The organism is Candidatus Solirubrobacter pratensis (assembly GCF_000425945.1).
Classification (GTDB): domain Bacteria; phylum Actinomycetota; class Thermoleophilia; order Solirubrobacterales; family Solirubrobacteraceae; genus Solirubrobacter; species Solirubrobacter pratensis.
The window spans coordinates 462,574-484,114 of sequence record NZ_KE384480.1; the positions used below are offsets into that span (position 1 = coordinate 462,574).

The 21,541-nt window shown below is 71.4% G+C and carries 21 protein-coding genes; 9 read left to right on the plus strand and 12 right to left on the minus strand.

Annotated features, from left to right (window positions below; genetic code table 11):
• Window positions 1-26: 26 nt before the first annotated feature.
• From H958_RS0126685 to H958_RS0126700, 4 genes are read right to left on the minus strand one after another with little or no spacing between them, the layout of a single operon-like run.
• A complete protein-coding gene (locus H958_RS0126685) occupies window positions 27-1,022 on the minus strand; it encodes a zinc-dependent alcohol dehydrogenase family protein (RefSeq protein ID WP_028060880.1) in 996 nt (331 codons plus the stop codon).
• Window positions 1,022-1,846 (minus strand): carbohydrate ABC transporter permease, encoded by an 825-nt coding sequence (locus H958_RS0126690; RefSeq protein ID WP_028060881.1) that lies wholly within the window; start codon window positions 1,844-1,846, stop codon window positions 1,022-1,024. Before H958_RS0126690 ends, H958_RS0126685 begins: the two co-directional genes overlap by 1 nt.
• Entirely contained in the window at window positions 1,843-2,865 is a 1,023-nt protein-coding gene (locus H958_RS40635) for a carbohydrate ABC transporter permease (RefSeq protein WP_081686313.1), read from the minus strand. The genes H958_RS0126690 and H958_RS40635 overlap by 4 nt, the downstream gene beginning before the upstream one ends.
• A gap of 10 nt (window positions 2,866-2,875) precedes the next feature.
• Entirely contained in the window at window positions 2,876-4,207 is a 1,332-nt protein-coding gene (locus tag H958_RS0126700; RefSeq protein ID WP_028060882.1) for an ABC transporter substrate-binding protein, read from the minus strand.
• Window positions 4,208-4,367: 160 nt separating this feature from the next.
• Between H958_RS0126700 and H958_RS0126705 the strand changes: the two genes are divergently transcribed.
• Window positions 4,368-5,546 carry an ABC transporter ATP-binding protein gene (locus H958_RS0126705; RefSeq protein WP_028060883.1) on the plus strand — a complete coding sequence of 393 codons (1,179 nt, stop codon included), beginning with the start codon at window positions 4,368-4,370 and terminating at the stop codon, window positions 5,544-5,546.
• Window positions 5,547-5,565: 19 nt separating this feature from the next.
• Here H958_RS0126705 and H958_RS0126710 read toward each other — a convergent pair whose 3' ends face one another.
• Window positions 5,566-6,513 (minus strand): sugar-binding transcriptional regulator, encoded by a 948-nt coding sequence (locus tag H958_RS0126710; RefSeq protein WP_081686314.1) that lies wholly within the window; start codon window positions 6,511-6,513, stop codon window positions 5,566-5,568.
• A 13-nt stretch (window positions 6,514-6,526) separates the two neighbouring features.
• Window positions 6,527-7,963, minus strand: coding sequence for a xylulokinase (gene xylB / locus H958_RS0126715; RefSeq protein WP_037411489.1), 1,437 nt, complete (start codon window positions 7,961-7,963; stop codon window positions 6,527-6,529).
• A gap of 156 nt (window positions 7,964-8,119) precedes the next feature.
• Between xylB and H958_RS44130 the strand changes: the two genes are divergently transcribed.
• A complete protein-coding gene (locus H958_RS44130; RefSeq protein WP_028060886.1) occupies window positions 8,120-8,659 on the plus strand; it encodes a hypothetical protein in 540 nt (179 codons plus the stop codon).
• Window positions 8,660-8,937: 278 nt separating this feature from the next.
• Here H958_RS44130 and H958_RS0126730 read toward each other — a convergent pair whose 3' ends face one another.
• A complete protein-coding gene (locus H958_RS0126730) occupies window positions 8,938-9,315 on the minus strand; it encodes a hypothetical protein (protein WP_028060887.1) in 378 nt (125 codons plus the stop codon).
• 108 nt (window positions 9,316-9,423) lie between these two features.
• On the opposite strand from H958_RS0126730, the gene H958_RS0126735 reads away from it, so the two are divergent.
• On the plus strand, window positions 9,424-10,125 hold the full coding sequence (locus H958_RS0126735; RefSeq protein WP_028060888.1) for a ZIP family metal transporter: 702 nt from the start codon (window positions 9,424-9,426) through the stop codon (window positions 10,123-10,125).
• A 5-nt stretch (window positions 10,126-10,130) separates the two neighbouring features.
• Here H958_RS0126735 and H958_RS0126740 read toward each other — a convergent pair whose 3' ends face one another.
• Both H958_RS0126740 and H958_RS0126745 read right to left on the minus strand, forming a co-directional pair.
• Complete coding sequence (locus tag H958_RS0126740; RefSeq protein WP_037411491.1) at window positions 10,131-11,024, minus strand: SMP-30/gluconolactonase/LRE family protein; 894 nt, start codon at window positions 11,022-11,024, stop codon at window positions 10,131-10,133.
• On the minus strand, window positions 11,012-11,917 hold the full coding sequence (locus tag H958_RS0126745) for an oxidoreductase (protein ID WP_028060890.1): 906 nt from the start codon (window positions 11,915-11,917) through the stop codon (window positions 11,012-11,014). Before H958_RS0126745 ends, H958_RS0126740 begins: the two co-directional genes overlap by 13 nt.
• A 66-nt stretch (window positions 11,918-11,983) precedes the next feature.
• Between H958_RS0126745 and H958_RS0126750 the strand changes: the two genes are divergently transcribed.
• Window positions 11,984-12,586, plus strand: a complete 603-nt coding sequence (locus H958_RS0126750; RefSeq protein ID WP_231379378.1) for a TetR/AcrR family transcriptional regulator — start codon at window positions 11,984-11,986, stop codon at window positions 12,584-12,586.
• Here H958_RS0126750 and H958_RS0126755 read toward each other — a convergent pair.
• The gene (locus tag H958_RS0126755) at window positions 12,578-12,988 is read right to left on the minus strand and encodes a DUF1579 family protein (protein ID WP_028060892.1); all 411 of its coding nucleotides are present in this window, start codon (window positions 12,986-12,988) and stop codon (window positions 12,578-12,580) included. The genes H958_RS0126750 and H958_RS0126755 overlap by 9 nt on opposite strands.
• A 122-nt stretch (window positions 12,989-13,110) precedes the next feature.
• Window positions 13,111-13,473, minus strand: a complete 363-nt coding sequence (locus tag H958_RS0126760; protein WP_028060893.1) for a glyoxalase superfamily protein — start codon at window positions 13,471-13,473, stop codon at window positions 13,111-13,113.
• Between the two features lie 74 nt (window positions 13,474-13,547).
• Between H958_RS0126760 and H958_RS0126765 the strand changes: the two genes are divergently transcribed.
• Window positions 13,548-14,150 carry a TetR/AcrR family transcriptional regulator gene (locus H958_RS0126765; protein WP_028060894.1) on the plus strand — a complete coding sequence of 201 codons (603 nt, stop codon included), beginning with the start codon at window positions 13,548-13,550 and terminating at the stop codon, window positions 14,148-14,150.
• 7 nt (window positions 14,151-14,157) lie between these two features.
• Window positions 14,158-15,669, plus strand: coding sequence for a DHA2 family efflux MFS transporter permease subunit (locus H958_RS0126770; RefSeq protein WP_028060895.1), 1,512 nt, complete (start codon window positions 14,158-14,160; stop codon window positions 15,667-15,669).
• 588 nt (window positions 15,670-16,257) lie between these two features.
• Here the strand turns inward: H958_RS0126770 and H958_RS0126780 are convergent.
• Entirely contained in the window at window positions 16,258-17,865 is a 1,608-nt protein-coding gene (locus H958_RS0126780; protein WP_028060896.1) for an HAL/PAL/TAL family ammonia-lyase, read from the minus strand.
• 187 nt (window positions 17,866-18,052) lie between these two features.
• Between H958_RS0126780 and H958_RS0126785 the strand changes: the two genes are divergently transcribed.
• Genes H958_RS0126785 through fdhA form a run of 3 tightly spaced genes read left to right on the plus strand, consistent with a single transcriptional unit; the run spans window position 18,053 to window position 21,514 of the window.
• Window positions 18,053-19,843, plus strand: coding sequence for a feruloyl-CoA synthase (locus H958_RS0126785; RefSeq protein ID WP_028060897.1), 1,791 nt, complete (start codon window positions 18,053-18,055; stop codon window positions 19,841-19,843).
• A complete protein-coding gene (locus H958_RS0126790) occupies window positions 19,843-20,277 on the plus strand; it encodes a PaaI family thioesterase (RefSeq protein WP_028060898.1) in 435 nt (144 codons plus the stop codon). The genes H958_RS0126785 and H958_RS0126790 overlap by 1 nt, the downstream gene beginning before the upstream one ends.
• Before the next feature lie 19 nt (window positions 20,278-20,296).
• Complete coding sequence (fdhA, locus tag H958_RS0126795; protein ID WP_028060899.1) at window positions 20,297-21,514, plus strand: formaldehyde dehydrogenase, glutathione-independent; 1,218 nt, start codon at window positions 20,297-20,299, stop codon at window positions 21,512-21,514.
• Window positions 21,515-21,541 lie beyond the last annotated feature (27 nt).

Below are 21,541 nucleotides of genomic sequence, written 5' to 3' on the forward strand. Positions count from 1 at the left end.
GGATCGCGAGCAGCTCCTGTCCGCGCTCAGCCGCCTGGCGTCACCTGGATCTTGAGCCCCGATCCCGAGCGGAACGCCTCGATCGCGCTGGGGTACTCGCCCAGCCCGAGCCGGTGCGTGAGCAGGGCGCCCGCGTCGACCGCGCCGGCGACGAGCAGGTCGCGGGCGCGCTCGAACGAGTGCAGCACGGCCATCGAGCCGATGATGCGGATCTCGTCGTTGTAGATCCGGAACGGCGAGACGGTCGCCGTCGCGTCCTCCGAGGCGACGCCGAACATCAGGAAGGTGCCGCCGCGCCGGACGCGCCCCAAGCCGTCCTCGATCGCCGGCACGACGCCGGTCGCGTCGATCACGACCTCCCATGCGCTCCGCTCGAGCTCGTCCGCGCTCGTCGCCACGTGCGTGGCGCCCAGCGCGGTGGCCCGGGGCAGCCGGTCCGGGTTGCGGTCGACCACCGAGACCGATCCCGCTCCCGCACCGGCCGCGAGCTGCGTCAGCAGCAGCCCCATCGTGCCCGCGCCGTAGATGAGGTAGTGGTCGGCGAGCCGGACCTGCAGCTGGTCGAACCCGCGCACCGCGCACGACAGCGGCTCGACGATCGTGCCGAAGCGCCGCTCGACGTCCGGCGGGAGCGCGAACGCGTTGGCGGCGGGCACGGACACGAACTCCGCGCAGCCGCCGTCCACGGTCACGCCGATGGCGTTCCAGTTCTCGCACAGGTTCCCGCGGCCCTCGCGGCAGAAGCGGCAGACGCCACAGAACAGCGACGGGTCGACGCAGACGAAGTCGCCCTCGGACAGGCCGCTGACCTCGCGGCCGACCGCGACGACCTCGCCCGCGAACTCGTGTCCGGGGACGATCGGGTATCCCGTCGGCCCGAACTCGCCGTCGAGGATGTGGATGTCGGTGCCGCAGATGCCGCACGCGTCGACGGCGACGACGACGTCGCGGGCGCCCGGCGTCGGATCCGGGACGCCCTCCACGGAGATGCTCCCCGGCTCGGGGATGACGACGGCCTGCATCATTTGATCGCCCCCAGCGTGAGCCCGCGCACCAGCTGCCGCTGCGCGATCCACCCGGCCAGCAGCACCGGGATCGCCGCGAGCGTCGCCGCGGCCGACAGCCGCGCCCAGAACGCGCCCTCGCTCGTGATGAAGCCGACCAGGAAGACCGGCACGGTCTGTGCCCGCACGGACGTCAGGTTCACCGCCAGGAAGAACTCGTTCCACGCGAAGATCACGCAGATCAGCGCCGTCGCCGCGACGCCCGGCGCGATCATCGGGAACATGATCCGGCTCGCCTCCTGGCGCAGGTTCGCGCCGTCGACGCGGCCCGCCTCCAGCACCTCGCCGGGCACCTCGCTCATGAACGATCGCAGCATCCAGACGGCGATCGGCAGGTTCATCGCGGTGTAGAGGATCACCAGCGTCCACACGTTGTCGAGCATCGAGGTGTCGCGCGCGATCACGTAGATCGGGACGATCGCGCCGACCACCGGCAGCATCCGCGTGGAGAGGAAGAAGAACAGCACGTCGCGCCACTTCTCCACCGGCCGGATCGCCAGCGCGTAGGCGCACGGCAGGGCCAGCAGCAGCACGACGATCGTCGACGCGATCGTCGTCCAGGCGGAGTTCACCAGCGCCGTGCCCAGGCCGCCGTCGAAGATCGCGCGGAACTGATCCAGCGTGGGAGAGAAGATGAACTTCGGCGGCGTGGTGAAGGCGTCGCGCTCGTGCTTGAACGCCGTCAGCACCATCCACAGGATCGGGAAGAACATCCCGAGCCCGACGATCCACGCGCACGCCGACAACAGCGCGCCCGCACGCTTCGAGGACCCCACGTTCATGACGTCGCCTCCTTCTCGCGGCGCTGGAATGACGTCGCCGCCTTCTCGCGGCGACGGAACGCCGCCACGTCGATGACCCGCGACGAGACGCCCTCGTCCTGGAAGATCCGCGACACGACCCGCAGCGCCACGGTCGCGACGAGGATCGTCAGGATCACCACGATCACGCCGAGCGCCGCGGCCTGGCCGACATTGAAGGCCCGGAACGCCTTCAGGTAGAGGGCGAACGGCAGGTTCGTGGTCGAAGTGCCCGGCCCGCCCTGGGTGATCATGAAGATCGAGTCGAACGTCTGCACGATGTAGATCGAGCCGAGCACGATCCCGAGCTCGATGTACTGGCGCAGGTGCGGCAGCGTCAGGTAGCGGAAGATCTGGAACGCGCCCGCGCCCTCGACGCGTGCCGCCTCGAGGATGCTGCGGTCCTGGCTCTGCAGCCCGCCGAGCAGGATCAGCATCATGAACGGCGCCCAGTGCCAGGTCTCGACGACGATGATCGTCAGCAGCGGGTACTGGCTCGCCCAGTCGACGTCGCCGACGCCGAGCGGCGAGAGGACCCAGTTCACGATGCCGAAGACCGGGTTCAGCATCGTCGTCTTCCACAGCAGCGCGGCGGCTGCCGGCATCACGAGGAACGGCGCGATCAGCAGCGTGCGCACCACGCCGCGGCCGAGGAACTTGCGGTCCACGAGCAGCGCGCAGCCGAGGCCCACGAGCAGGGAGAGGATCACTGCCCCCGCGGTCAGCTCCACGGTGACCCACAGTGCGCTGCGCGTCGCCGGGTCGCTCAGCACCCGGCTGTAGTTCTCGAACCAGGCGAAGTGCCGCCCCTCGGTCCGCAGCAGATTCCAGCTGAAGAACGAGTAGACGAGCGTGATGATGAACGGCAGCTGCGTGACGATGATCGTGAAGATCAGTGCCGGCAGCAGCGGGCCGCGACGCTTCCAGCGCTCGCGCTGGAGCGAGACCGACTTCTGGCCGCGCCGGGTCAGCGTCACCGGCGGGTGTGCGGTGGTGGCCATTCGAACCTCCTCAGTCCTTGTAGCCGTCGTCCGCGACGGCCTGGGCCTGCGCCTGCGCGGTCTTCAGGGCGGCGTCGGCCGACTCATGCCCGGCCAGCACGGCGGCGAACTGCTGCGAGACCTTGGTCCCGAGGTCCTGGAACTCGGGAATCCCGACGTACTGGATGCCCTTGTAGGGGACCGGCAGCTTGCCCGGATGGTCGGTGTCGGCGGTCTTGAGCGCGGCGAGCGTGGCCTGCGCCGATCCGGAGCTGGCCTTGACGTACTGCGGCAACGTATAGGTCGAGAGGCGGCTGCCCGGCGGGACGCGCGCCCACGCGAGCTTCTCGCCCACGAGCTTGATGTACTCCTTCGACGTCGCCCAGCGCACGAACTCCCAGGCGGCCTTGGGGTCCTTGGCGGTGTTGGGGATCGCCAGCGACCAGGCCCACAGCCAGCCCGAGGACTTGGTGTCCATCACGGGCGCCGCGACGTAGCCGGTCTTGCCGACGACGGTGGAGACCTTCGGATCCTCGAGCGACGTGGCCGCCGAGGTCGCGTCGTACCACATCGCCGCCTTGCCCTGGCTGTACGCCGTCAGGCACTCGGAAAAGCCGGCGTTGGGCGCGCCCGGCTCGCCCGCGTCCTTGATCAGCTGCAGGTAGAACTTGACCGCCTTCTGCACCTGCGGCGTGTTCAGCTGCGCGTTCCACTGCGGGTCGTACCAGCGGCCGCCGAACGTATTGATGACCGTGTCCAGCGGCGCGAGCTGCTCGCCCCAACCCGGCAGGCCGCGCAGGCAGATGCCGGTCATCTTCGGGGACTTGAGCTTGCGCGCGAACGCGGCGACCTGAGGCCAGGTCGTGTGCGCGGGCATCGTGAGGCCGGCCTGCTTGAAGAGGTCCTTCCGGTACATCAGGAACGAGGACTCGCCGTAGAAGGGGACCGCGTAGAGCTTCCCGTCCGCCGACAGCGCCTTGCGCACCGACGGGATCAGGTCGTTGACGTCGTAGGCGGCGTCGCCCTTCGCGTATTGGTTGAGATCCTTGAGCCAGCCGTTCTGCCCCCAGATCGGCGCCTCGTAGGTGCCGATCATGACGACGTCGAACTGCCCGGCCTTGGTCGCGACGTCCTGCGTGATCCGGTCGCGCGCCTCGTTCTCGGGCAGCGTGACGAACTGGACCTTCACGTTGGGGTGCTGGCGCGCGAACTCGCTCTCGAGCTTCTGGATGTCGCGCATCTGCGGGTTGGCGACGATCGCGACCGTGACGGTCCCGTCGCCCGTTCCACCGCCGGCGCCCGCCCAGGTGCACCCGCCGACGGCGAGCGCGCAGACCATGGCGAGCCACAGCTTCAATCGCATGGTGGCTCCTCTCCTCCCTGCACAGGTGTGCATGAACAAACGTTCGCGACGAGTTGTACCGCGAATCCGGGCCGTGTCAAGTGGGCATGCACGGACGTGCTGGACAAACGTGCACGCTATGTGTACCGTGCTGCGAAGGCACCGGCAAGAGGAGAGCGCGATGGCCGAGATCACGTTCCAGAACGTCTGGAAGCGATATCCCGACGGCTTCGAGGCCGTCAAGGACATGAACCTCGAGATCAAGGACGGGGAGTTCATGATCCTCGTCGGGCCGTCCGGCTGCGGGAAGTCGACGGCGCTGCGGATGGTCGCGGGGCTGGAGGAGATCTCCGACGGCTCGCTCATCATCGGCGGCGAGCGCGTGAACGAGCTCGCGCCGCGCGATCGCGACATCGCGATGGTGTTCCAGAACTACGCCCTGTACCCGCACATGACCGTGCGCGAGAACATGGGCTTCGCCCTCAAGCTCGCCAAGACCGACAAGGGCGAGATCGATCGCAAGGTCGACGAGGCGGCGAAGATCCTCGAGCTCCAGCAGCACCTGGAGCGCAAGCCGGCCAACCTCTCCGGCGGCCAGCGCCAGCGCGTCGCGATGGGCCGCGCGATCGTGCGCGACCCGAAGGCATTCCTGATGGACGAGCCGCTGTCGAACCTGGACGCCAAGCTGCGCGTGCAGATGCGCACGCAGGTCGCGCGCATCCAGCACCAGCTCGGCACGACGATGCTCTACGTGACCCACGACCAGACCGAGGCCATGACGCTCGGCGATCGCGTCGCGGTCATGCGCGCCGGGATCATCCAGCAGGTCGACTCCCCCAAGGTGCTCTATGAGGACCCGGCCAACCTCTTCGTGGCCGGCTTCATCGGCTCGCCGGCGATGAACTTCGTGCCCGGCCGGATCGAGGGCGACACGATCAAGCTGCCGTTCGGCGACGCGCCGATGACGCCGGAGATCCGCCAGAAGCTGCAGCACGCGTCAGGCGGCACGCGCGAGGTGATCGCGGGCGTGCGGCCGGAGCACTTCGAGGACGCGCGGCTCGAGCCCAGCGGCGGCGCCCGGCTGAAGTTCCGCGCCAAGGTCGACGTGGTGGAGTCGATGGGCTCCGAGCTGTACGCCTACTTCGAGATCGCGGGCGCCGCCGACGTGCGGTCCGACCAGCTGCAGGAGATCGCCGCCGACGCCGGCATGGAGGACCTGCCGAGCGCCGGCTCGCAGATCGTCGCCCGGCTCGACGCCGCGAGCTCCGCGCGCGCCGACCAGGAGATCGAGCTCTCGCTCGACTGCAGCCAGATCAAGCTCTTCGAGCCCGAAGGCGGCAAGTCGCTGCTCGCCGCGTAGATGAAGACCTCTGAGGTCTTCAGGCGCTGAGGACTTCCAGGGCGGCTGACGCCGTGGGGGCGTCGGTCACCAGGACGTCGATGAGTCCGGCCCGGGCCGCCCCGACGATCGAGGCGGCCTTGACCGTTCCGGCGGCGACGCCGATCACGGTGCCCGCGGCGCGCAGTTGATCGCGCGTGACGCCGAGCATGTGATCCTCTTCGCGCCGGTTCACGGGCGCGCCGGAGAGGTCGAAGTGGCGGCCGGCGACGTCGCCGACGGCGTCGCCGAGCTCCCCGAGCGCGGACAGGATGTGGCCCGGTGCGGCCTCGCGCTCGCGCGGCGGCGCGCCGATCCCGACGAGCGCGGCGGTCAGCTCGTTCCACAGCGACAGCCGCGCGGCGATGCCCGGGTCCTCGATCAGCGACGCGTAGAGCGCGGGGGAGGGCAGCGCGGGCGCGTGCAGGAAGCTCACCTCGGCGCCGCTGGCGTCGGCCACGCGGCGCGCGATCTCGTTGGTCTGGAAGCGGACGTCGACCTCGTCGAAGCCGCCGAGCGCGGGGACGATGCGGACGCCCCGCAGCGGCGGGAAGCGCCGCCCGCGCACGATCTCCCACACCGTCGCGCCGGAGGAGATGGCCAGGGTGTCGCCGCTGTTGAGACTGAGGGCCGCGACCTCGGCGAGCGCGGGGCCGACGAGGATCGCGGGGCCGCTGCCGCGCGGCGGCGGCGGGACGACGACGGCCTTGCGCAGCTTCAGCGCGCCCTGCAGCCAGCTCGAGAGCTGGGAGGCCGAGGTGGGCGGGCGGATCTCGATGTGCACGATGCCCTGCTCGCGCGCCAGCTGGAGCAGCCGCGAGACGGTTGAGCGTGAGACGCCGAGGCGGTCCGCGATCTGCTGCTGGGAGAGGTCGTCCTCGTAGTACAGCCGCGCGACCGCGAGCAGTGACGCGTGCCCGCCGTCGTCCTGTGGGACTTCGTGCAGCACGATTTCCCACAGTCTAATCCGCGGCGTGCTGGATGCCGTGAAGTCCGGGGTAGAGCGCGTCGTAGAAGGGCCGCAGCTCGGCGTAGCGCTCGACCCAGTCGGCGCGCGGCTCGACGACGCGAGTGACGCGCACGGTCTCGCTGACCGCCTCCTCGACGTCGAGCCACAGGCCGGCCGCGACGCCGCCGAGCAGCGCCGCGCCGTACGCCCCGCCCTCCTGCACGTGGCAGATCTCCAGCGGCAGGTCGAGCACCGCGGCGAGGATCTCGAGCCAGACGTCGCTGCGCGCGCCGCCGCCGGAGACGCGGGCCTTGACCGGCCGGCCCGCGAGGCCGTCGAGCAGCTCGAGCGACTCGCGCACGCTGAACGCGACGCCCTCCAGCACCGCGCGCGCGAGCGCTCCGCGGTCGTGATGGGTGCCGAGGCCGACGAAGCCGCCGCGCGCCTTCGGATCGGCGTGCGGCATGCGCTCGCCGGCGAGCTGGGGCGCGAACAGCAGGCCTTGGGTCCCCGGCTCCCAGGCGGTCGCCTCGTGGATCAGGCGCCTGAACGACGCGTTGGGTTCCAAGACGTCGCGCAGCCACCGCAGCGAGCCGCCCGCCGAGAGCGTCACGCCGAGCACGTTCCAGCCGTTCGGGACCGCGTGGCAGTAGCTGTGGGCGCGGCCCTGGGCATCGGCGGCGTAGCCGTCGAGCGCGGCGACCACGACGCCGCTGGTGCCGAGGACGATGCTGACCGGATCGCCCTGCTTGACGACGCCCGCACCGACCGCGGCCGCCGCCTCGTCGCCCGCGCCGGCGGCGACCGGGACGCGCCCGTCCAGCCGCCCGGCGGGCGCGGGGGACTCGTGGACGGGCGGCAGCCAGGCAGGATCGAGCTCGAGCGCGCTCAGCACGTGGCTGGACCAGCTGCGCCGGGCGACGTCGAACAGCAGCGTGCCGGACGCGTCGACGGCGTCGGTCGCGCGCTCGCCGGTGAGCTTGAGGCGGACGTAGTCCTTCGGCAGCAGGATCGCGGCGATCCGCTCGTAGACCTCCGGCTCGTGGTCGCGCACCCACAGCAGCGAGGGCGCCGTGCAGCCGGCGAGCGCGCGGTTGCCGGTGTGGGCGACGAAGCCCTCGAGGCCGAGCCGCTCCTCGATCGCCCGGCACTGCTCGTACGCGCGGCTGTCGTTCCACAGGATCGCGGGCCGCAGCGGCTCGTCGCGGCCGTCGAGCGCCACCAGCCCGTGCATCTGCCCGGAGAGGCCGATCCCGTCGCAGTGGTGCGCGCCGCACTCGTCCAGCGCGTCCTCCGCCGCCCGCCACCAGTCCTCGGGGTCCTGCTCGCTCCACCCGGGCCGCGGGCGGCGCGGCGAGTACGGCCGCTCGGCCACCTTCAGCACGTCGCCGTTGCGGTCCACGGCGACCGCCTTCACCGACGACGTCCCGATGTCGAGGCCGATGAGCACTGCTGCGCACGATATTCGCGCTCGCCCGCCGGCGCGTGCGCGCGGTGGGGTCCACAGCACCGACGTCGCGGAGTTCATGGGCGGCGACGAAGGCGGCGTTCGCGATCTTCTGACGTACCCGTCGCGGGCGGGCGCCGGATGCGGTACGACAGAGGCATGACCGGTCCCTCGCATCAGACCGTCCGCCTGGCTCGCGGGCGGCACGCTTCGCGCCACGCCGGCGTCTGCGTGATGGAGCTCGCCTCCATGCTCGCGGACGAGCCGTTCAGCGACCGCCCCTCGTCGGTCTCGCCGACGATCGGCGCGTTCCTGCGCACGTACAACGACGGCCTCGACGACGAGCGCCGCCAGGACCTCTACTCCGTCGCGGCGGCGATCGTCGGGACGGCGAACGGCCGCGCGGTCGAGCGCGAGCGCGTCGGGCGGTGCCTGACGTTCGCGCTCGGGCACGGCGCCCGGACGCCCGCGCGCCGGGCGTCGCTCGCGCTGGCCACGCCGGAGCCCGCCGGCGCCTGGGCGGCGATCGCGGCGCTGGAGTCCGCCGCGCACGACGAGGCACTCGCGCTCGTGGACGAGCTGGTGGCGCTCGGCCGCCACCGCGCGGGCTGGCGGCGCGTCGTCGACGCGGTCCGCGGGCGCGGGGCGGCGGGGCACGACCCACAGACGCCGTCGGACGCGCGCGTTCCTGCGGTTTGAGCCGGCCCGCCGCGGGCTAGACCCGCCGATAGTTGTGTAAGCAACGGCTTCGCAGGAGGCCTGGTCCTCGCGTGCAGTCGCGATCACCGCCCCGGGCGGTCCGGATGTCCTCGCGGTCGTCGACCGTCCGGTCCGCGAGCCCGACACGCTCGCCGTCACCGGCGGCGCCGGCCTGCTCTCGTCCTACGTCATCCCGCTCGCGCGCGAGGCGGGCGTCCGCGTGATCGCCGACGCCAAGCCGGAGGACGAGGCGCTCGTGCGCAGCTTCGGAGCCGGCGTCATCGTGTTCTGAGCGTGCGCGACTTCGCCGCGGCGAGATCGCGCAGCGGGAACGGCGTCGGATCCTCGAGCACCTCGAGAACTCGCGCGCGCCCCACGATCCGGTCGTTCTCGAGCAGCGTGAACGTGGTGTCCTCGGCGACGAAGCCCGGGAGCTCGCCGGGCGAGACCACCCACGCGCGGGCGATCGCGCTCGCTCCGGGCTCGAGCTCGGTCACGTCCTCGAGCACGAGGACCGCGTCGTGGACGACCGGCTCGTCGCGCCGGCGGCGCCCGAACGACATCGACGCGCGGTACCCGTCGCGCAGCGGCCGCCGCCGCCCGCCGCGGTCGGTGGGGGCGAGGTCGAGGCTGATGCGCAGGACGCCGGCGGGCACGGCGCCCGAGGCTAGCCGTCCGCGAGCGCCCGCGCCGCAAGCCGATCGCATCAGCCTCGCTCAGTGCTGCGCGTGCGTCAGACCGCCGCCGCGAGTACGGTTCCGGCGATGACGGCCGCGATCGGATGGGGCGCGCTCGCCGCGTCCTCGCTCGTGGTGGGCGCGCTGCTCGGGATCGTGCGGCCGTGGTCGGGCCGGCTCGTCGGCCTCGTACTCGCGTTCGGCGCGGGCGCGCTGATCAGCGCCGTCAGCTTCGACCTCGCCGAGGAGGGCGCCAAGATCGGCGACCCCGTCTACCTGGCGATCGGCCTCGCCGTCGGCGCGGGAACGTACTTCGCGCTCGACAGGCTCATAGGACGGCGGAGCAAGGGCGACGCGAACGCCGGACCGGCGCTTGCGCTGGGCGCGTTCCTCGACGGCATCCCCGAGCAGCTGGTCCTGGGCATCGGGATCGCCTCCGGAACTGGGGTGAGCGTCGGCCTGCTGGTCGCGATCTTCGTCTCCAACCTGCCCGAGGCGATCGGCTCCTCGACCGAGATGCGCGCCGCCGGCACGCGCCCGGCCGCGATCCGCCGCCTGTGGCTCCTCGTCGCGCTGATCTGCGCGCTCTCGACGGTGATCGGCTACGCGATCGCCGACAACGTCTCTGGGAACCTCAACGCGGGCGTCGACGGGTTCGCCGCCGGCGCGCTGCTCGTGATGCTGATCGACTCGATGATCCCCGAGGCGGTCCGGAAGGGGGGCGACGTGTCCGGTCTGGTGACCGTGCTCGGCTTCGCCGTGGCGGCGGCGCTGTCGAGCGTGTCCTGACGCCGCTAGGCGCCGTTGACCGGCAGCAGGATCGCGTAGAGCGAACTGGTCGCGCAGATGTAGAGGCGGTTGCGCTTGGGCCAGCCGAAGCAGACGTTGGCGACCGTCTCCGGCACGCGGACCTTGCCGATCAGCGTGCCGTCGGGCGCCAGGCAGTGGACGCCGTCGCCGGCGCTGGTCCAGATCCGGCCGTCCGTGTCGGCGCGGAAGCCGTCGAACCCGCCCGCCGTGCAGGTGGCGAAGCGGCGGCGGTTCGACAGCGAGCCGTCGCCCGCGACGTCGAAGACGTACATCGGCGACGGCCTGACGCCCGTGTCGGAGACGTAGAGCCTGGACTCGTCGGGCGAGAAGGCGAGGCCGTTGGGGCGCTCGAAGCCGTCGGCCGCGATCTCGAGCTCGCCCTCCGGCGAGATCCGGAAGACGTGGCAGGCGCCGATCTCCGGCTCGGCCTTGTGGCCCTCGTAGTCGCTGTCGATCCCGTACGCCGGGTCGCTGAAGTAGACCGCGCCGGACGAGTGCACGACGACGTCGTTCGGGCTGTTGAGGCGCTTGTCGCCGAAGCGGTCGGCGAGCACGGTGATCGAGCCGTCGTGCTCGGTGCGCGTGACGCGGCGCGCGCCGTGCTCGGCGCTCACGAGCCGGCCGGCGGGATCCGTCGTGTGGCCGTTGGTGTAGCCGGCGGGCTCGCGGAACACGCCGACCCGGTCCGCCGCCTCGTCGTAGCGCAGCATCCGGTCGTTCGGGATGTCGCTCCAGACGAGGTAGCGGCCGGCGGCGAAGTACGCGGGCCCCTCGGCCCAGCGGCAGCCCTCATACAGGTGATCGAGCCGCGCGCTGGGCTTGATGCACTCCTTGAATCGCTCGTCCAGGATCTCGAAGACGTCGCTCACGCGGCGAATGATCGCTCAAAGCCGGCCAGCGGGAACCGCACGCCGGTCAGCTCCTCCGAGACGTCCCAGAGGCGGCGCGCGACCGCGGCGTCCGTGGCGGCGTCGGTGCGGCCGACGAGCTTGGGCGCGCCGCGCTGCTCCATGAACCCGCCCGGCCCGGCGAAGCTGTTGCCCGGGACCGCCGCCGTCGCCGCGTAGAGCGTCGGCAGCGCGCCGCCGTCCTCGTCCTGCGCGACCAGCCGGTTGCCGATCCGCGACACGACGTCGAGCAGCCGGCGCCCGCTCTGGAACTGCAGGTTGGTGGCGGCGTAGCCGGGATGCGCGGCGGTCGCGAGCACCGGCGAGCCGGCCTCGGTCAGCCGCCGCTGCAGCTCGGCGGTGAACAGCAGGTTGGCGAGCTTGGACTGCCCGTACGCGCGCCACGCCTTGTACGGCCGGGTGTTCCAGTTGAGGTCGTCGAAGTCGATCTCGCCGAAGCGGTGCCCGGTGGAGGACACGGTGACGACGCGGCCGGTCAGGTGGGGGAGCAGCAGGTTGGTGAGCGCGAAGTGGCCGAGGTGGTTGGTGCCGAACTGCAGCTCGAACCCGTCGGCGGTGCGCGAGAACGGCGGCACCATCACGCCGGCGTTGTTGATCAGCAGGTGCAGCTCGCCGTCCCAGCCGGCGGCGAACTCCCGCACCGACGCGAGGCTCGCCAGGTCGAGCCGGCGGACCTCGGTGTCGCCGGAGATCGCGGCCGCGGCGGCCTCACCCTTGCGCGTGTCGCGGACGGCGAGCACGACGTGCGCGCCCTTGGCGGCCAGCGCGCGGGCGGCGCCGCGGCCGATGCCGCTGTTGGCGCCGGTGACGATCGCGGTCCGGCCGCTCATATCGGGGATGTCGCTCGTGCTCCAAGTAGTCATGGACAACAATGTAGACGCCGACCACAAAGATGTCAATGACAACATAGATTCGCTAGGCTGCACGGCGTGACGAAGCGCCCATACCACCACGGCAACCTGCGCACGGCGCTGCTCGAGCAGGCCGAGCGCACGGTGCGCGAGCGTGGGGTGGACGAGCTGTCGCTGCGCGAGATCGCGCGCGAGATCGGCGTCAGCCACGGCGCGCCGCGGCGTCACTTCTCCGATCGCCAGGCGCTGCTGGACGCGCTCGCGGAGGCCGGCTTCGCCCGCCTGGGTGCCGAGTTGCGCGCGGCGGCCGACGAGGCCGGCGAGGATTTCGAGCGGCGCCTGCACGCGATCGCCGCGGCCTACGTCCGCTTCGCCACGCGCGACGCCGCGCTGCTGGAGCTGATGTTCGCCGGCAAGGAGCGCGAGGCCTCGGGCCCGCTGCACGTCGCGGCCGACGATGCGTTCTCGGTGCTGCTCGAGCTGATCGTCCAGGGTCAGCAGCAGGGCGCGCTGGACCCCGGCGATCCCGAGCGCGTCGGCCTGGTCCTGTTCGCGACCGTCCAGGGCGTCGCCGCCCTCGTCACCGGCGGCATGGTCCGGCCCGAGCAGCTCGACGGGCTGCTCACCGACGCGATCGCGCACTTCCTGCGCGGCTCGCGCGCCGCCGGCCGCTCAGGCTGAGACGCGCGTGTAGGTGAGGTCGAAGTCGTGCTCCCAGGTGGAGCCGTCGAACGACTTCGACCACGCGCCCGAGATCGTCCGGCCGTCGTCGCTGAAGCTCGCCGCCCAGCGCTGCGAGAAGCCGGGGTGGTCGCGCCAGAGCTTCCAGACGCCGTTCTCCAGGCTCATCTCGTAGCGCCGCACGACCCCGCGCGAGTCGAAGTAGTGCTGCGCGTAGCGGCCGGCGTCGGCGTCGAACGCGTAGACGATCAGGCTGTTCGGCGCCTCGGGGTGCGGGACGTCGGTGCGCTGGATCAGGAACGCGCCGTCGAGCGTCCACTCGAAGGTCGTGCGGCCGGGCGCGTCGGAGAACGGGACGGTCACCGTCCATTCCCCGACGAAGGGTGCGAGTTCCTCGTGCATGCCGGTTAAGACGAGGCGGCGGTCCGAAAGTCATTGCGATCGCGCGGAGCCGGGAGGCCGGCCCGGCGGGCGCGCGAGCACGTGATGGCGACGTGGTGCGCGCTGATCCCTGTGTCGCCGGCTCAGGGCATTGCCTGAACCGCCCAGCCGTTCCCGTCAGGGTCCTGGAAGAAGACGAACCGCCCCCACGGGAAGTCCTGGATCTCGCTGACGGCGACGCCGCGGCCCGAGAGCTCGGCGTGCGCGGCCTCGATGTCGCCGACGACCAGCTGCAGCCCCTGGACCGACCCGGGCTCCGTGCTCACCACGCCCTTGCCGATCGCGATCGAGCAGGCCGACCCGGGCGGGGTGAGCTGCACGAAGCGCACGTCCTCGTTGACGACGTGGTCGTGATCGGCGTTGAAGCCGGCCTGGTCGACGTAGAAGGCCTTCGCGCGGTCCACGTCGGAGACCGGTACCGCGACGAGCTCGAGCTTGTATTCCATGGCCGACACTGTGCCCGATCCGGACCGATGGGCTAAAGATGGTCGACCAGATTTACGATACGGTGTCGTAAAGCATGGTGTCCGTCTCCACGACTCCTGTCCGCGGCCGCCCGCGCGACCCGCAGCGCCGCCGGGCGATCCTAGGGGCGGCGATGGCGCTGATCGCCGAGCTCGGCTACGACCGCACGACGATCGACGCGATCGCGCACCGGGCGGGCGTGAGCAAGCCGACGCTGTACCGGCGCTGGCCGCACGGCAAGCCGGAGCTCGTCGCGGACGCGCTGCGCGAGCGGCGCGCCGGCGCCTCGCCGGACACCGGCAGCCTGCGCGGGGATCTGCTCGCGCTCGTCGCGATCCAGACCAGCCACCTGCACGAGGACGTCCATCTCGCCTGCGGCCTGCTGACCCAGCTGCGCACGAGCCCGGAGCTCGCCGCGGTCATGCACGAGCACGTGATCGCCGAGGAGCGCGCGCGCTTCACGACGGTCGTCGAGCGCGCCGCGGCGCGCGGTGAGCTGGAGGCCGGCGAGGTGAGCCCGCTGTTCGCCGATCTGGCGGGCGCGGTCGTCTTCACGCGCGTCACGATCACCGCCGAGCCGGTCGACGAAGCGTTCGCCGAGGAGCTCGTCGACCACGTGCTGCTTCCCATCCTGAACATCCACCCCAAGAGGAACTAGCTCTCCAATGTCGTCCTCCACCGCCCCCGAAGAGGGGCTCGATCGCGCGCTGCTCGCCGTTGCGGGAGTGGTCGTGCTGGGCGCGGTGATGTCGATTCTCGACACGACCGTGGTCAACGTCGCGATCAACACCCTCAGCCGCGACTTCGACACCTCGCTCTCGACGATCCAGTGGATCGTGACCGGCTACACGCTGGCCCTCGCCACGGTGATCCCGCTGACCGGCTGGGGCGCGGACCGCTTCGGCACCAAGCGCCTGTACATGCTCTCGATCGGGCTCTTCCTCAGCGGCTCGGCGCTGTCGGGCGCGGCCTGGTCGGCGGAGTCGCTGATCGTGTTCCGCGTGCTGCAGGGCCTCGGCGGCGGCATGCTGATGCCGGCCGGCATGACGATCCTGACGCGCGCGGCCGGGCCGCAGCGGGTCGGGCGCGTGATGGCGATCATGGGCGTCCCGATGCTCCTGGGCCCGATCCTCGGGCCGATCCTGGGCGGCTGGCTGGTGGACGACGTCTCGTGGCGCTGGATCTTCTTCATCAACCTGCCGATCGGTGCGTTCGCGCTGTTCCTCTCGCTGCGCGTGCTGCCGAAGGATGAGCCGCAGCCGTCCGAGCGCCTCGACGTGCTCGGCCTGGTCCTGCTCAGCCCGGGCCTCGCGCTGATGATCTACGGCCTCGCGCAGTCGAGCACCGACGGCTTCGGCTCGGCGGGCGTGCTCGTCCCGGCGCTCGCGGGCCTCGTGCTGCTGATCGCGTTCGTCCGCCACGCGCTGCACAAGCCGAACCCGCTGATCGACCTGCGCCTGTTCCTCAACCGCACGTTCACGACGGCGTCGCTGACGCTCGTGCTGATGGTGATCAGCGTGTTCGGCGCGATGCTCCTGCTGCCGCTGTACTTCCAGGCGGTGCGCGGCGAGTCGGCGCTGCAGTCGGGCCTGCTGCTGGCGCCGCAGGGCATCGGCGCGATGCTGATGATGCCGATCGCCGGCTACCTGACCGACAAGACCGGCATCGGCAAGATCGTGATGCCCGGCATGACGCTGATCGCGCTCTCGACGCTCTGGCTCACGCAGCTCGAGGGCGACACGTCCTACTGGGTGCTGAGCGCCGACCTGTTCGTGATGGGCATGGGCATGGGCTTCGCGATGATGCCGCTCTTCTCGGGCGCGATGCAGACGCTGCGCAAGGCGGCGGTCGCGCGGGCGAGCACGACGCTGAACATCCTCCAGCAGGTCGCGGCGTCGATCGGCACCGCCGTGATGTCCGTGATCCTGACCCAGGCGCTGCGGGACCGCCTGCCCGGCGCCCCGTCCGGCGGCGGCCTCGGGCAGTCCGGCAAGGGCCTGCCGGCGCAGACCCGCGACCTGATGGCCGACGCGTTCGGGCATACGTACATCTGGGCCACGGCGCTGGTGGTCGTGGCGTTCGCGGCGGCGTTCTTCCTGCCGCGGCACAAGCCCGAGCCGATCGAGGAAGACGAGCCTGGCGGCGAGGCCTCGGCGGCGGTGCTGATGCACGCCTGACGGGGCGCCGGGGTCAGGCGACCGGCAGCGCCGGCGCCTGGACCCGGCACGTCGCCGCCACGGCGCGTGCGTTCCACGGCGCCATTTCCGTGCGGCTCGTGAGCGGCGATGATCGCTCGTGTGCGAGCCGGTCTCGCCGGGTGGTCGAGTGTCCGTCAGGCCGCCGCGCCCGATGGACCCGTATCCCTTACCCGCGCAGTTCGCCGATCCGCGGCGCCGCGTCAGCGCTTCGGCGCACGCGCGAGGTACGACTTGCCGGCGCGCACGACCACGCTCTTCTTGCGGCGGACGTCGCGCACGGTCACCGCGGCGGCGAGCACCGCGTCGAGCGCGCGATCCGTTGACGCGTACGAACGGACGGCTCAGCGTCTGGCCGATCGGCGCCGGCTTCGTGGTGACGTCGCACGCGGACGCGCCCCGCGGCAGGCGGCAGAAGTGCAGCGACACGTCGCCGGTCGTCTCCGTCCCGTACCAGGCGATGTACGCGGTGCCGTCGCGATCGACCGCGATCCCGCGCACGGGCCGAACCCATCGGTTCTCACGTCAGCCCGCGCGCGGTGTCCGCACGCGCGCGGGCGTCCGGCCCTCCTACCCCCCCAAAGCGGCTCGGGACAGAGCGCCGTCGCGGATCAGCTCCACGACGGCGGCGACGTCGGCGTCCATCCGCCGGTCGCCGTCCATGAACGGCACGCGCGTGCGGACCAGCGCGTGCACCGCGCGCGCTGCCGGGCTCGCCTGCTCGACGCCGCGCAGGTCAAGCGCCTGGCAGATCGCGATCATGTGGATCGCGGCGACATGCTGGGCGATCTCGACGATCGAGCGCGCGTCGCGCGCGGCGATCGTGCCCATGCTCACCTTGTCCTGATTGTGGGCCTCGGTCGAGCGCGAGTGGATCGTCGCCGGGTTGCAGAGCTTGAGCGCCTCGGCGGTCAGCGCCGAGCACGAGAGCTGCATGCCCTTGAAGCCGTGGTGCAGCCCCGCCTCGGGATCGTTGTCTGCGATGTACGGGATCAGGTTCGGCGTGAGCCCGATGTTGAACTTCTCGTCGACGATCAGCTCGAGCTGGCGGTCCAGCAGGTCGCACAGGTTCGCCAGCGCGACCTTGAGCGAGTCCATGCCCTGCCCGACGTGGCTGCCGTAGAAGTTGCCGCCGCTCTGGACGCGCCCCGCACCGGGGTCGAAGAGCGGGTTGTCGTCGGACGAGTTGATCTCGATCGAGACCCAGCGCTCGACCCACTCGAGCGTGTCGCGCAGCATGCCGGTGACGTGCGGTGCGCAGCGGATCGAGTACTTGTCCTGCACCGAGCGCTCGAGCTGGCGGAAGCCGGCGCCGTGCAGGTCGCCCTCGAGGAACAGCTCCTCGCTGTCCTTGGCGAGCGTCGTGCCTTCCAGCAGCGAGCGGATGAGCCGCGCGCTCTCGATCTGCCCCGGATGCGGCTTGGCCTCGAAGATGAACGCGTTGAAGTGGCCCTTGTTGCCGAGCAGCGCCTGCGACGCCATCGACGTGCACAGGTCGCTCACGAACGCCAGCTCGCGGGCGTCGGCCACGGCGAGCACCGCGAACGCGCTCATGAACGACGTGCCGTTGGTGAGCGCGAGCCCTTCCTTGGCCTCGAGCTCGAGCGGCTCGAGGTCGAGCGAGGCGAGCACGTCGCTCGCCTCGCGGACCTCCCCCTCGTAGAGCACCTCCGTCTCTCCCGTCAGCGTGCGCCCGACGTAGGAGAGCGGCACGAGGTCGCCGCTGGCGCCGCACGAGCCGCGCTCGGGGATGAGCGGCAGGACGTCGTGGTTGAGCAGCTCCAGCAGGCGCTCGATCAGCTCCAGGCGCACGCCGGAGTTGCCCTTGGCCAGGCAATTGGCGCGCATGAGCATCGTGGCCCGCGTCACTTCAGGCGAGGCGGTCTGCCCGGTGCCGGCGCCCAGGAAGCGCAGCATGTTGCGCTGCAGCTGGGCGGCCTTGGCCGGTGAGATCTGCCGATGCGCGCTGTCCCCGAAGCCGGTCGTGACCCCGTAGATCGGGATCTCCCGCGCGATCAGGTCCTGCTTGAGCGCCCGCGTCGCCTCGATGCGCCGCGCGGCCTCGGGTGACAGCGTGCACCGCCCTCCGTGCCGGGCCAGGGACACGGCTTCGTCGATCGTCAAATGTGATCCGTCGAGGTCCAGTTGAACCCCGGGCTTGGCAAGCAGCTCCGACATCTCTCTCACTCCGCTGAGAACTTGTGCCGCAAGCTACACCGCTGGACGGACTGTGCAAGAAAGTCGAGCGATCTGTCCAATAGTGCGCGGTCGAAGGTGCCCGAAACTGGTCAATCTGATCAGCGGGCTTGCCAACGCTGGACGGGCCGTTCACGCTCGCGGATGAGAGACCTGGAGGAGGAACCGGATGACCGTCGCGCAGCCCGCGCTGGCCCCGCCGAGGATCACGAGCCGCTCGTCCCGCGACGGCGGCCTGATCCTCAGCTCGGAGATGGCGCTCGAGCCCTACGAGGCGAGCCTCGGCATGCTCTTGCGCCGCTGGGCCGAGGAGGCACCCGACCGCACGTTCCTCGCCGAGCGCGCCGGCGACGACTGGCGCACGCTCACGTGGGCGGAGGCGAACGCGGCCGCGAGCTCGATCGCGCAGGGGCTGCTCGACCGCCGGCTCGGCCCCGACCGCCCGCTGATGATCCTGTCCGGCAACTCGATCGACCACGCGCTGCTGATGCTCGGCGGCTTCCTCGCCGGTGTGCCGGTCGTGCCGGTCTCTCCCGCGTACTCGTTGATGAGCACCGACTTCGGCAAGGTCCGCCACATCGCCGGCCTGGTCAAGCCCGGCCTCGTGTTCGCGCAGGGCGACGCGTTCGCCGGCGCGCTCGGCGCCGTGGACTTCGGCGCCGCCGAGATCGTCACGTCGCTCGACGAGCTGCCGGCGACCGAGGTGACCGGCGCCGTCGACGACGCGCTCGCGCGCGTCGGCCCGGAGAGCCTCGCGAAGGTCCTCTTCACCTCGGGCTCGACCGCGATGCCCAAGGGCGTGCTCAACACGCACGGGATGCTGTGCGCCAACCAGCAGTCGCTGGCGCAGATCTGGCCGTTCACCGAGACCACGCCGCCCGTGCTCGTCGACTGGCTGCCGTGGAACCACACGTTCGGCGGCAACCACGACTTCAATCTCGTCCTCAAGCGCGGCGGGACCATGTACATCGACGCCGGCCGTCCCGCGCCGCCGCTGATGCCGATCACCGTGCGCAACCTCACCGAGATCGCGCCGACCATCTACTTCAACGTGCCCGCCGGCTACGGCGCGCTGCTGCCGTTCCTCGAGCGCGACGCCGCGCTGCGGGCCCGCTTCTTCGAGCGCCTGGAGCTGATCTTCTACGCCGCCGCCGCGCTGCCGCAGGATCTGTGGACGCGGCTGGAGGCGGTCGCGACCCAGGAGCGCGGCGAGCCCGTGCGGATGACGTCCTCGTGGGGGCTGACCGAGACCTCGCCGCTGGCGACCTCGGCGCACTTCCCGATCGACCGCGCCGGCGTCATCGGCGTCCCCGTCCCGGGCGTGGAGATCAAGCTCTCGCCGGTCGAGGGCAAGCTCGAGATGCGCGTCAAGGGGCCGAACGTGACGCGCGGCTATCTCGGCCAGCCTGACCTGACCGCCAAGGCGTTCGACGAGGACGGCTGGTACCGCACCGGCGACGCCGGCAAGCTCCAGGACCCGGACGACCCGAACGCCGGGCTGGTCTTCGACGGCCGCGTCGTCGAGGACTTCAAGCTCATGACGGGGACCTTCGTGTCGGTCGGCAACCTGCGCGTGTCCGTGCTCGCGGCGGCCTCGCCGCTCCTGATGGACGCCGTCATCTGCGGTCACGACCGCGACTACGTCGCGATGCTCGCGTGGCTGAACCTCGGCGCCGCGCGCGAGGTCGCCGGCGCGCCCGAGGCCGAGCCGGAGGCGCTCGTGCGCTCGCCCGAGGTCGCCGCGCTGCTGCGCTCCAAGCTCGCGGAGCACAACGCGCGCAACCCGGCGTCGTCGACGCGCGTGTGCCGCGTCATGCTGCTTGCCGAGGCGCCGTCGCTCGACGCCAACGAGATCACCGACAAGGGCTACGTCAACCAGCGGGCCGCGCTCAACCGCCGGGCGCTCGAGGTGGAGGCGCTGTTCGCCGAGCCGCCGGGGGCGGCCGTCATCATCTGCTGATGACGGATCGACCGGTCGGCATGCCCGCCGTCGGCGGCGAGGTCGTCGCCGAGGCGGACTGCCTCGACGGCGTGCTCGGCTTCGAGCTGCTCGAGCTGGGCTCCGACCACGTCGTCGGGCGCTTCCCCATCGAGGACCGCGTGCGCCAGCGCTTCGGGCTCGTGCACGGCGGCGCCTACGCGGCGCTCGCGGAGATGCTCGCCACCGAGGCGACCGTGAAGGCGGTCCATCCCGACGCGGCGATGGGCATCTCCAACGACACGAGCTTCCTCCGCGGGGCGCGCGGGAAGTGGATCACCGCCCGCGGCCGGGCGCGCCATCGCGGCCGCACGCTGTGGGTGTGGGAGCTCGACCACACCGACGACGAAGCGCGCCTGTGCGCCGTCTCGCGAGTCACGATCGCAGTACGCCCGCAGCGGGTAGGGGATCCGTGACACACGGGAAGGAGCGGCCATGGCCGACAACAGAGGGGTCGCCTACGTTGGCAAGGGCAAAGTCGAGGTCCAGGACATCGACTACCCGACCTTCGAGCTGCAGGACGGGCCGGGCGTCAATCCGGCCAACGTGGGGCGCAAGCTGCCTCACGCCGCGATCCTCAGGGTCGTCTCGACCAACATCTGCGGCTCCGACCAGCACATGGTCCGCGGCCGCACGACGGCGCCGGAAGGGCTGATCCTCGGGCACGAGATCACCGGGGAGGTGATCGAGACCGGCCCGGGCGTCGAGTTCATCAAGGAGGGCGACCTCGTCTCGGTGCCCTTCAACATCGCGTGCGGGCGCTGCCGCAACTGCAAGGAGGGCAACACCGGCGTCTGCGAGCACGTCAACCCGGACCGGCCGGGCTCGGCGTACGGCTACGTCGACATGGGCGGCTGGGTCGGCGGCCAGGCCGAGTACGCGCTCGTGCCCTACGCGGACTGGAACCTGCTCAAGTTCCCCGACAAGGAGCAGGCGATGGAGAAGATCCTCGACCTGACGATGCTGTCGGACATCTTCCCGACCGGCTTCCACGGCGCCGCCACCGCGGGCGTGCGGGCCGGCTCGACGGTCTACGTCGCCGGCGCCGGCCCGGTCGGCCTCGCCGCGGCGTACTCGGCGATGCTGCTCGGCGCGTCGGTCGTCTTCGTCGGCGACCTCATCCCCGAGCGGCTCGAGCAGGCCAAGAGCTTCGGCTGCGAGCCCATCGACGTCTCCAAGGGCGACCCCAAGGACCAGATCCAGGAGGTCCTCGGGGTGCCCGAGGTCGACGCCGCGGTCGACGCCGTCGGCTTCGAGGCCCGCGGGCACGGCTCGCACTCCGGGGAGGAGGCGCCGGCGACCGTCCTGAACTCGATCATGGACGTCACCCGCGCGGCCGGGAAGCTCGGCATCCCCGGGCTCTACGTGACCGGCGACCCGGGCGCCGCCGACGAGGCCGCCAAGCAGGGCTCGCTCTCGATCCGCATCGGCCTCGGCTGGGCGAAGTCGCACTCGTTCACGACGGGCCAGTGCCCGGTGATGCGCTACCACCAGGGGCTCATGCAGATGATCCTCCACGACCGCGCGCAGATCGCCAAGGCGGTCAACGCGACGGTCATCTCGCTCGACGACGCGCCGCAGGGCTACAAGGACTTCGACTCCGGCGTGGCCAAGAAGTTCGTGCTCAACCCCCATGGCCTGATCCGGAGCTAGTTCCCGTTCCGGCCACCGCGGGGAGCT

Excerpts from the sequence above, each read along its gene's own strand:
- H958_RS0126685 (WP_028060880.1), bottom strand. The coding sequence starts at position 1,022 with ATGCAGGCCGTCGTCATCCCCGAGCCGGGGAGCATCTCCGTGGAGGGC.
- H958_RS0126690 (WP_028060881.1), bottom strand. The coding sequence starts at position 1,846 with ATGAACGTGGGGTCCTCGAAGCGTGCGGGCGCGCTGTTGTCGGCGTGC.
- H958_RS40635 (WP_081686313.1), bottom strand. The coding sequence starts at position 2,865 with ATGGCCACCACCGCACACCCGCCGGTGACGCTGACCCGGCGCGGCCAG.
- H958_RS0126700 (WP_028060882.1), bottom strand. The coding sequence starts at position 4,207 with ATGCGATTGAAGCTGTGGCTCGCCATGGTCTGCGCGCTCGCCGTCGGC.
- H958_RS0126705 (WP_028060883.1), top strand. The coding sequence starts at position 4,368 with ATGGCCGAGATCACGTTCCAGAACGTCTGGAAGCGATATCCCGACGGC.
- H958_RS44130 (WP_028060886.1), top strand. The coding sequence starts at position 8,120 with ATGACCGGTCCCTCGCATCAGACCGTCCGCCTGGCTCGCGGGCGGCAC.
- H958_RS0126735 (WP_028060888.1), top strand. The coding sequence starts at position 9,424 with ATGACGGCCGCGATCGGATGGGGCGCGCTCGCCGCGTCCTCGCTCGTG.
- H958_RS0126745 (WP_028060890.1), bottom strand. The coding sequence starts at position 11,917 with ATGACTACTTGGAGCACGAGCGACATCCCCGATATGAGCGGCCGGACC.
- H958_RS0126755 (WP_028060892.1), bottom strand. The coding sequence starts at position 12,988 with ATGCACGAGGAACTCGCACCCTTCGTCGGGGAATGGACGGTGACCGTC.
- H958_RS0126760 (WP_028060893.1), bottom strand. The coding sequence starts at position 13,473 with ATGGAATACAAGCTCGAGCTCGTCGCGGTACCGGTCTCCGACGTGGAC.
- H958_RS0126765 (WP_028060894.1), top strand. The coding sequence starts at position 13,548 with ATGGTGTCCGTCTCCACGACTCCTGTCCGCGGCCGCCCGCGCGACCCG.
- H958_RS0126770 (WP_028060895.1), top strand. The coding sequence starts at position 14,158 with ATGTCGTCCTCCACCGCCCCCGAAGAGGGGCTCGATCGCGCGCTGCTC.
- H958_RS0126780 (WP_028060896.1), bottom strand. The coding sequence starts at position 17,865 with ATGTCGGAGCTGCTTGCCAAGCCCGGGGTTCAACTGGACCTCGACGGA.
- H958_RS0126785 (WP_028060897.1), top strand. The coding sequence starts at position 18,053 with ATGACCGTCGCGCAGCCCGCGCTGGCCCCGCCGAGGATCACGAGCCGC.
- H958_RS0126790 (WP_028060898.1), top strand. The coding sequence starts at position 19,843 with ATGACGGATCGACCGGTCGGCATGCCCGCCGTCGGCGGCGAGGTCGTC.
- fdhA (WP_028060899.1), top strand. The coding sequence starts at position 20,297 with ATGGCCGACAACAGAGGGGTCGCCTACGTTGGCAAGGGCAAAGTCGAG.